The following is a 7,718-nucleotide window of genomic DNA, read 5'->3' on the forward strand; positions in this document are numbered from 1 at the left end:
GGGCAACCTCACGCGCGTCCAGGATCTGACCGCGGAGATCCGGCGCCAGCTGGGGCCGCTGGGCAAGCAGGCCGAGGTCGCGCGTCAGGCGCAGCGCATCCAGGTCGACGTGCGCGACGCGCGCGCGAGGCTGCTCGCCGACGACCTCGCGCAGCTCCAGGCGCAGCTCGAGCAGGAGCAGGCCGACGAGACCGCGCTGAACCAGCGCCGCGCCGAGATCGAGAAGGCCCTTGCCGACACGCGCGCGCAGCTCACGGAGCTCGAGCGCGCATCGGCCGAGGCGACCCCGGCCCTCACCAAGGCGAACGACACCTACTACCGCCTCAGCGCGATTCGCGAGCGCCTGCGCAACCTCGCCGGCCTCGCCGAGGAGCGCCTGCGCATGCTCGGCTCGGCCGCCCCCGAGACGCCGCCCACCGACCTGGTCGACCTGGACGAGCAGCTCGAGCGCGCGCGCGTCGCCAAGGCCGAGCTCGATGCCGAGGTCACGGCCGCCGGCACCGATCTCGAGGCCGCCGAGGCGGCACGGGCCACGGCGGAAGAGGTCGCCCTCGCCTCGGAGAAGCACCTCGCGAACCTGCTGCGTTCGGTGGCCGACCGCCGCGAGGGCGTGGCCCGGCTCGCGGGTGACGTGTCCGCCAGGCGCTCGCGCGTCGAGGCTGCGGAGGCGGAGATCGGGCGCCTGCGCGAGGCCCTCGCCGACGCCGAGAGGCGCGCGCACGAGGCCACCACCGAGTTCCAGCACCTCGAGACGCAGGTCGCGTCCGTCGAGGAGGGCGAGGAGGACCTGGACGACGCCCACGAGGCGGCGACCGAGGAGTGGGACGCAGCCAAGGCCGCTCTCGACGAGCTCAAGGACTCGCTCAACGCGGCGATGCGCGAGCGCGACACGTGGGCGGCGAAGGTCGAGGCGCTCGAGCTGTCGCTCGCGCGCAAGGACGGCGCGGGTGCGCTGCTCGCCTCCGGCTCGCGGTCCGTGCGCGGCACGGTCGCCGCGCTCATCGAGGTGGGGGCCGATGCGGAGGATGCCGTGGCGGCGGCGCTCGGCCCGCTCGCAGACGCGCTGGCGGTCGACTCCGTCGAGGACGCGGTCGACGCGATCCGATGGCTGCGCGACGAGGACGCCGGACGGGCGCGCTTCCTGGTGGCGGATGCGGGCGCGGAGCCGGCCGCCCCGGGGGCGGCGCTCCCGGACGGTGCCGTGTGGGCGACCGAGCTCATCTCTGGTCCCGCGGCGCTGGTCGCGACCGTGCGCGGGCTCCTGTCCGGCGTCGCCGTGGTCGACGATCTCGCCGCCGCGCGGGCGGTCGTCGCCGCTCACCGCGACGTGATTGCGGTCACCCGACGCGGCGACGTCCTGGGCGCCCACAGCGCCTCGGGTGGCGCCGGCGACGCGCCCAGCGTGCTGCACATGCAGGCCGCTCACGACGAGGCCCGGGCCAAGCGCGACGCTGCGGCGCACGCGGTCGAGTCCACGACCTTCGACATCCGTGCGGCCGAGGATCGCGCCACCGAGGCGCGCGCCCGCTTCGAGGTGACCCTCGACCGGCTCAACGAGTCCGACGCGCGCATGTCGGCGGTCGCCGAGCAGCTGGGGCACCTGGGCGCGTCCGCACGGGCCGCGAGGGCCGATGCGGAGCGCACCCAGGCGCAGATCGAGGCCGCGCAGCAGCGCATGGCCGAGCAGTCGGCGGAGCTCGCGAGCCTCGCGGAGCGCCTCGCGGCCGCTCAGGCGGAGCCGGAGCAGACCGAGTCCGACACCAAGGATGCTCAGGCGCAGCGCGACGACGACGAGGCCGAGGCGCGCGTCGCGCGCGCCAAGGAGACCGAGGCGCGGCTCGCGCTGCGCACCGCCGAGGAGCGGGCGCGTGCCCTGTCCGCTCGCGCGGAGTCCCTCGAGAGGGCCGTCGCGGCCGAGCGCGACGCTCGGGTCCGCGCGGAGCAGGCCGCACAGCGCCGTGAGCGCCAGGCGCAGGCCGCGCGCGAGGTCATCGCGGGCACGGCCGATGCGCTCGAGGCGATCGACGTGTCCGTCGCGAAGGCGGACGACGCGCGGGCAGCGGCGGAGGCCTCCCGTGCCGAGCGCACCTCGGAGCTCAGCGAGGTTCGCCGCCTGGTGGAGGCCCATGCCGACGAGCACCGCCGCCTCACCGACGAGTCGCACCGCGACGAGGTCGCGCGCGCCCAGCAGAAGGTGCGCCTCGAGCAGCTCGAACAGCGGGCCGTCGACGAGCTCAGCATGGACCCGGCTCAGCTGGTCGAGGAGTACGGCCCGCACCTGCCCGTGCCGGTCACCGATGCCGAGCCGGTGGAGGGGCCGGACGGTGAGTCCGTGCAGCCCACCGAGCCGTACGTGCGCGAGCGCCAGGAGAAGCGCCTGCGCACCGCTGAGCGCTCGATGAAGCAGCTGGGCCAGGTCAACCCCCTCGCGCTCGAGGAGTTCGCGGCGCTCGAGGAGCGCCACACCTTCCTCCAGACGCAGCTGAGCGACATCAAGAAGTCGCGCGAGGACCTGCTGGAGATCGTGCGCGAGATCGATGAGCGCGTCGAGCGCATCTTCGTCGAGGCCTTCGAGGACACCAAGACCCAGTTCGACCGCATCTTCCCGCGCCTGTTCCCCGGCGGCGAGGGCAAGCTCGTGCTCACCGACCCGAAGAACATGCTCGAGACGGGCATCGAGGTCGAGGCGCGTCCCGCGGGCAAGAAGGTCAAGCGGCTGTCGCTCCTGTCCGGCGGCGAGCGCTCGCTCACGGCGGTCGCGCTGCTGGTCGCGATCTTCAAGGCGCGGCCCAGCCCGTTCTACGTCATGGACGAGGTCGAGGCGGCACTCGATGACGCGAACCTGGGCCGCCTGCTGGAGATCTTCACCGAGCTTCAGGAGGACAGCCAGCTCATCGTCGTGACCCACCAGAAGCGCACCATGGAGATCGCCGACGCCCTCTACGGCGTCACGATGCGCGGCGACGGCGTGACCACGGTGATCTCGCAGCGACTCAAGGACGACGACGCGGCCTGAGCCCGCATCGGCCCTGCGCGACCCCTCGCGCGGCGCTACCGCTCTGCGGGGGCGAGGCGGATGTCGTAGTCCGCCGCGACCCCGGTGAAGTACGTGGTCACGGCGATGACCCACGCGCCCTCGGGGACGACCTGGTCGATCCGGGGATCGAAGTCCGCGAGCACGTCCGTGGTCGGATCCTCGTCTGCCCAGGCGAGCCGGAAGGGCGTGCCGGAGTCCTCGAAGCCGATGACCTCGAGCACCAGGTCCTGCTCGCCGAGCGTGGCCGCCTCGATCACGAGCCGCTGCTGCGCGGGCACGGTGGCGCACACGTAGGTGCGCTCGCCCTCGACCGTCACGGCGTCGCCGGGAGCCAGCATCGGCGCGCCCGTGCAGACGTCTTCCGTGAGATCAGCGTGCAGCGACGTCACCTCACCGTGACGGAAGAGCTCGCCGTCGATGTCGAGGTAGAACTGGAATGGACCGGTCGGGGAGTCGAACCACGCGGTGGCCTCGACCAGGTAGGTGCCCGCCTCGAGATCGACGGACAGCTCGGGGTCGTACCCGATGGCGTCGTCGGCCGATCGCACCAGGACCGGACCGCCGTCGTACCGATACAGCGCCATCTGGAGGTCCGCGGCGTCCCCGTCCGAGGGGTCGGGGGACACGAGCCCCACCTTGGCGAAGGCCGCCTCATCGAGGCTGATGCACGCGTAGTGGGCCGTGCCCTCGCCGGCGGCTTCGTTCACCGCCACACGACCGCCGGCGGCGAGCGCGGGGAAGTCCTCGAGGCAGCGCTGCTCGGACGGCACGTCCACCGAGTCGGCCGGCTGATCCTCGCCCGGCGCGAAGGTGGCGCTGTAGACGAGGAACGGGGGAGTGCCGCCGCCCTGGCCGGTCACCTCCACGACGTAGATGCCGGGCTCGAGCGTGACGGCGACCTCGGGGTCCCACTCCGGCTCGCTCGCCGCGGTGCCCAGGGTCTCGCCGTCGACGGTCCGCACCGTCAGCACCACGGCGTCGTCGGGCTCGAGGGCGGCCGCGCCGACCGTCACCTGGAGGCGCTCGTCGAGCACGAAGCACATGAGGGACTCCGGCTGAACGATCTGCAGATCGAGGTCGATATACTGGGCGTCGACGCCGCCGCAGGCGTCGCTCTCCGGAGACGGCGAGGTCGCGGCCGGCGCGTCATCCGCCGGAGGCTGCGAGACCAGCACCACGACGATGCCCAGCACGATCAGTGCTGCAGCTGCCGCCGCGATCCAGACCCAACCCTGAGGGCCCCGCCGTGCGTTGTCCATGGTGGGAGGGTAACCGCTCGCGCGCCGCGTGGGCGGGTGCCGCTCGGGCCGTGCCGCGCACGCGTCCGGCCCGCTGTCTGAGTTGAATCTGAGTCCGACCTCGGGTGAGTATTTCGTCCGGATCGTCCCTTGACCCCTGGAGGCTTCGCCCGTGTTCACGCCTGTGCTCGGCATTCTGTCCGCCATCATGGTGCTCGCCGTCGTCGTCATGGTCGTCGGCGCGTTCGCCGAGGGCCGAGGACGGCACATCCTGCGCCTGGCGTTCGGGGTGCGACCGCGCCGCGATGTCGACGAGGTGTTCGCGCCGGTGCCGCGCCAGGAGTCCGACTGGGAGCTCGTGGGCGACATCGACTCCACGCGCGACCGCCCTGCCCCCGGCGATCGCGCGGCGGCCTGGGCCCGGAGCTCCGCCGCCCACGCGGCCGAGGTGGTCGCCGAGCGCGCCGCCGCACTGCGCCACTCCGGCGAAGAGGCCGCGCAGGCGGCGGTCGAGCAGCCGCGCACCGGCGAACTGGGTCTCGCTCAGCGCTGACGGGGCCCTCGACGCCCGCCATGATGTCGCGCCCCGGACCGGTCGAGTCGGGTGCCGGGCCCTGGAACCCACGTGGGTGCGCTGCCCGCGCGCTTCCTGACACACTGATCCCATGGACGTGAGCTGGATTCCGGGGTCTGCTGACCTCGTCGTACTGATCGTTGCGGGAGTCGCCGTCCTGGGCGGCATCGGCGGTGTCATCGCCGCCAAGGGCCGCCGGGCCGGAGGTGCCCCGGAGGCCGGCGCGGCGCCCGACGCTGCGCCCGCGTCCGCGCCCGAGTCCGCGTCCGTGCGGGCCTCAGCCCGCGCATCGGCCGAGGCGCCCGAGCGTCCCGATGCCCGCCTCCACCGCCTGCGCGCCCGGCTGGCAGGCGGCCTGGGGGCGAGCCTGCTCGCGATCTTCTCGAAGGGCACGCTGTCCCAGGACGACTGGGATGAACTCGAGGAGACGCTGCTGCTCGCGGACGTGGGTGCGGCCGCGACGGACGAGATTCTCGACGGCCTGCGGGAGCGCCTGCGCTCCACGCCCGACGCGGACCCGCGGTCGATCCTGCGCGACGTGCTGATCGAGACCATCGACCCCACGCTCGACCGGTCGCTGAGGCTCGCGGAGCCGGGCGCCGGCCAGCACGAGCCCATCGTCGTGGTCGGCGTCAACGGCGTGGGCAAGACCACCACGGTCGGCAAGATCGCGCGCGTGCTGGTCGCTGAGGGCCGGAGCGTGGTGATGGGCGCGGCGGACACGTTCCGCGCCGCCGCGGCGGATCAGCTCGAGACCTGGGGTGCGCGGGTCCGCGTGCCGGTGATCAGGTCGGACCGCGAGGGCGCGGACCCGGCATCGGTCGCGTTCGAGGCCGCCGACCACGCGCGTGAGCAGGGAGCCGACGTGCTCCTGGTCGACACCGCTGGCCGGCTGCAGAACAAGGCCGGGCTCATGGATGAGCTCGGGAAGATCATCCGCGTGGTGTCGAAGGTCGCGCCTCCGGTCGAGGTCCTGCTGGTGCTCGACGCGACGACCGGCCAGAACGGCCTTGCCCAGGCGCGCGTGTTCGCGGAGGTCGCGAACGTGACGGGGATCGTCCTGACCAAGCTGGACGGCACCGCCAAGGGCGGCATCGTGGTCGCGGTCCAGCGAGAGCTGGGCGTGCCGGTGAAGCTCATCGGCCTGGGCGAGGGCGCCGACGACCTCGCGCCGTTCGACACCGAGGAGTTCGTGGACGGACTGCTGGGGAACGGCGCGTGAACCTCGACGAGCTGCCGGACGCGATGACGCCGGCCGAGGTGGTCGAGGCGTACGAGGAGGCCTGGCGACAGGGTCACTACCAGGCCTTTCTCTGGATCACCACCGAGCATCTGTGGGAGTCGCTCGGCGTTGAGACCCGCGAGGAGTTCTCCGAGGCCGCGCGCGACTACCAAGAGGGGTCCGAGGGGCATTCGATGGTCATCACCGGGCTCGAGGTCGACGGCTCGACAGCGACCGTCACCACCACGGAGACCTCGGTCGACGGCACCGACCACGTGGTCGAGCAGGTCTCTCATCTGCTCGTGCACGACGGCGAGGCGTGGCTCGTCGACGGCGTCACGGCGGTGTGACAGTCTGGTCCGCCTGGAGGCACCGATGACGCAGATTCCCGCCGGTTGGTACGACGACGGCTCCGGCTCCGGTCGGCTCCGCTACTGGGACGGCGCCGCGTGGACGCAGCACGTCAGCGAGCCGGCGGCGCCCACTGCGCCCACGGTGTCGACTGCGCCCACGGTGCCCACTGCGTCCGCCGCGCCCGCGGTGCCCACCGCGTCCACCGCGCCCGCGGTGCCCACCGCGTCCACCGGACCCACCGTTTCTACGTATGCCGCCCAGCCCTTCGCGGCCCCGTCCACCGCCGATTCTTTCGCGACCCCGTCCACCGGCGCTGATCCCTTCGCGGCGGTCGCCGCGGCGCCTGGCCCCGCCCGGCGCCAGGGCAAGGTGTGGCCGTGGATAGTTGGAGGAGCGGCGGCGCTCGTGGTGCTCGGCGCGCTGCTGATCTGGGCGGTGCTGGTGTTCGTGGAACGGGCCACCGAAGGCCCCACCGCAGCGGTCCGGGACTACGTCGACGCGCTCTACGCGGGCGACTGCGCCGCCGTCGAGAGTTCCACGAGCGACGCCTACTACGCGTCCTGGACGTGCGCGGACATCGAGGAGCTGTTCCCGGAGCCGCCGACAGGCACGAGCTTCACCGTGACATCCGTCGACGTCAGCGGGGATGTCGCGACCGTCCAGACGCGCGAGACCTACACCGACTCGACGGGACGGTACTCGGAGAGCTGGCGGTACGACGTGATCCGCGAGGACGGCGTCTGGGTCGTGGACTTCGACGAGTGGATCGACTAGGCCACTCGCACGCAAGCCGGACATTGTCGGATCTCGCAACACACCTTTTACTCGCACGCACTCCTTGTAACAGTTGCGAAACACGACGGCAGTTCAGGCGCAACACATCTGCGGAAAGGTGACTGGTGACTCGCCCGTGGGGGTGAGGGAACCAATCAAGGAGAAGCAGAATGGATAGCGGCAACATTGCCTGGCTGCTGGTCTCTGCGTCGCTCGTGTTGCTGATGACGCCTGGTCTGGCGTTGTTCTACGGTGGCATGTCGCGGGGCAAGTCAGTGCTCAACATGATGATGATGAGCTTCGGCGCCCTTGCGGTCGGAACACTCGCGTGGGTGCTCTTCGGCTACTCGATCTCGGGTGGCGGCGAGACCATCAACAACATCATCGGCGACCCGCTCGGTGACTTCGGCATGATCGCGACGGCTGAGTCCGGCGACGCCATGTCGATCATCTCGGCTGGCTTCGGTGCGACCTTCGCCATCATCACGGTGGCCCTGATCTCGGGTTCGATCGCCGACC

General features: G+C 72.2%; 6 protein-coding genes and 1 pseudogene. 6 read left to right on the plus strand and 1 reads right to left on the minus strand.

Translation table 11 applies throughout. The features are described 5' to 3' along the window. Positions 1-3,016, plus strand: a 3,016-nt coding sequence (gene smc, locus QZ483_RS11500) for a chromosome segregation protein SMC (RefSeq protein WP_297084109.1), incomplete at its 5' end; no start/stop codon positions are given. 35 nt (positions 3,017-3,051) lie between these two features. On the opposite strand, the gene QZ483_RS11505 is transcribed toward smc, so the two are convergent. Next, positions 3,052-4,296 carry a hypothetical protein gene (locus QZ483_RS11505; RefSeq protein WP_297084110.1) on the minus strand — a complete coding sequence of 415 codons (1,245 nt, stop codon included), beginning with the start codon at positions 4,294-4,296 and terminating at the stop codon, positions 3,052-3,054. Positions 4,297-4,447: 151 nt separating this feature from the next. Between QZ483_RS11505 and QZ483_RS11510 the strand changes: the two genes are divergently transcribed. The 5 genes and pseudogenes from QZ483_RS11510 to QZ483_RS11530 form a co-directional block, all read left to right on the plus strand. Further along, the gene (locus tag QZ483_RS11510) at positions 4,448-4,828 is read left to right on the plus strand and encodes a hypothetical protein (protein ID WP_297084112.1); all 381 of its coding nucleotides are present in this window, start codon (positions 4,448-4,450) and stop codon (positions 4,826-4,828) included. Between the two features lie 112 nt (positions 4,829-4,940). Beyond that, positions 4,941-6,071 (plus strand): signal recognition particle-docking protein FtsY, encoded by a 1,131-nt coding sequence (gene ftsY / locus QZ483_RS11515; RefSeq protein WP_297084114.1) that lies wholly within the window; start codon positions 4,941-4,943, stop codon positions 6,069-6,071. Beyond that, on the plus strand, positions 6,068-6,421 hold the full coding sequence (locus QZ483_RS11520; RefSeq protein ID WP_297084116.1) for a hypothetical protein: 354 nt from the start codon (positions 6,068-6,070) through the stop codon (positions 6,419-6,421). The genes ftsY and QZ483_RS11520 overlap by 4 nt, the downstream gene beginning before the upstream one ends. Before the next feature lie 25 nt (positions 6,422-6,446). Further along, a complete protein-coding gene (locus QZ483_RS11525) occupies positions 6,447-7,199 on the plus strand; it encodes a DUF2510 domain-containing protein (protein ID WP_297084117.1) in 753 nt (250 codons plus the stop codon). Positions 7,200-7,369: 170 nt separating this feature from the next. Further along, positions 7,370-7,718 (plus strand): annotated as a pseudogene (locus QZ483_RS11530) (hypothetical protein); the annotation flags it as partial.

This window comes from uncultured Demequina sp. (assembly GCF_913055775.1).
Taxonomy (GTDB): domain Bacteria; phylum Actinomycetota; class Actinomycetes; order Actinomycetales; family Demequinaceae; genus Demequina.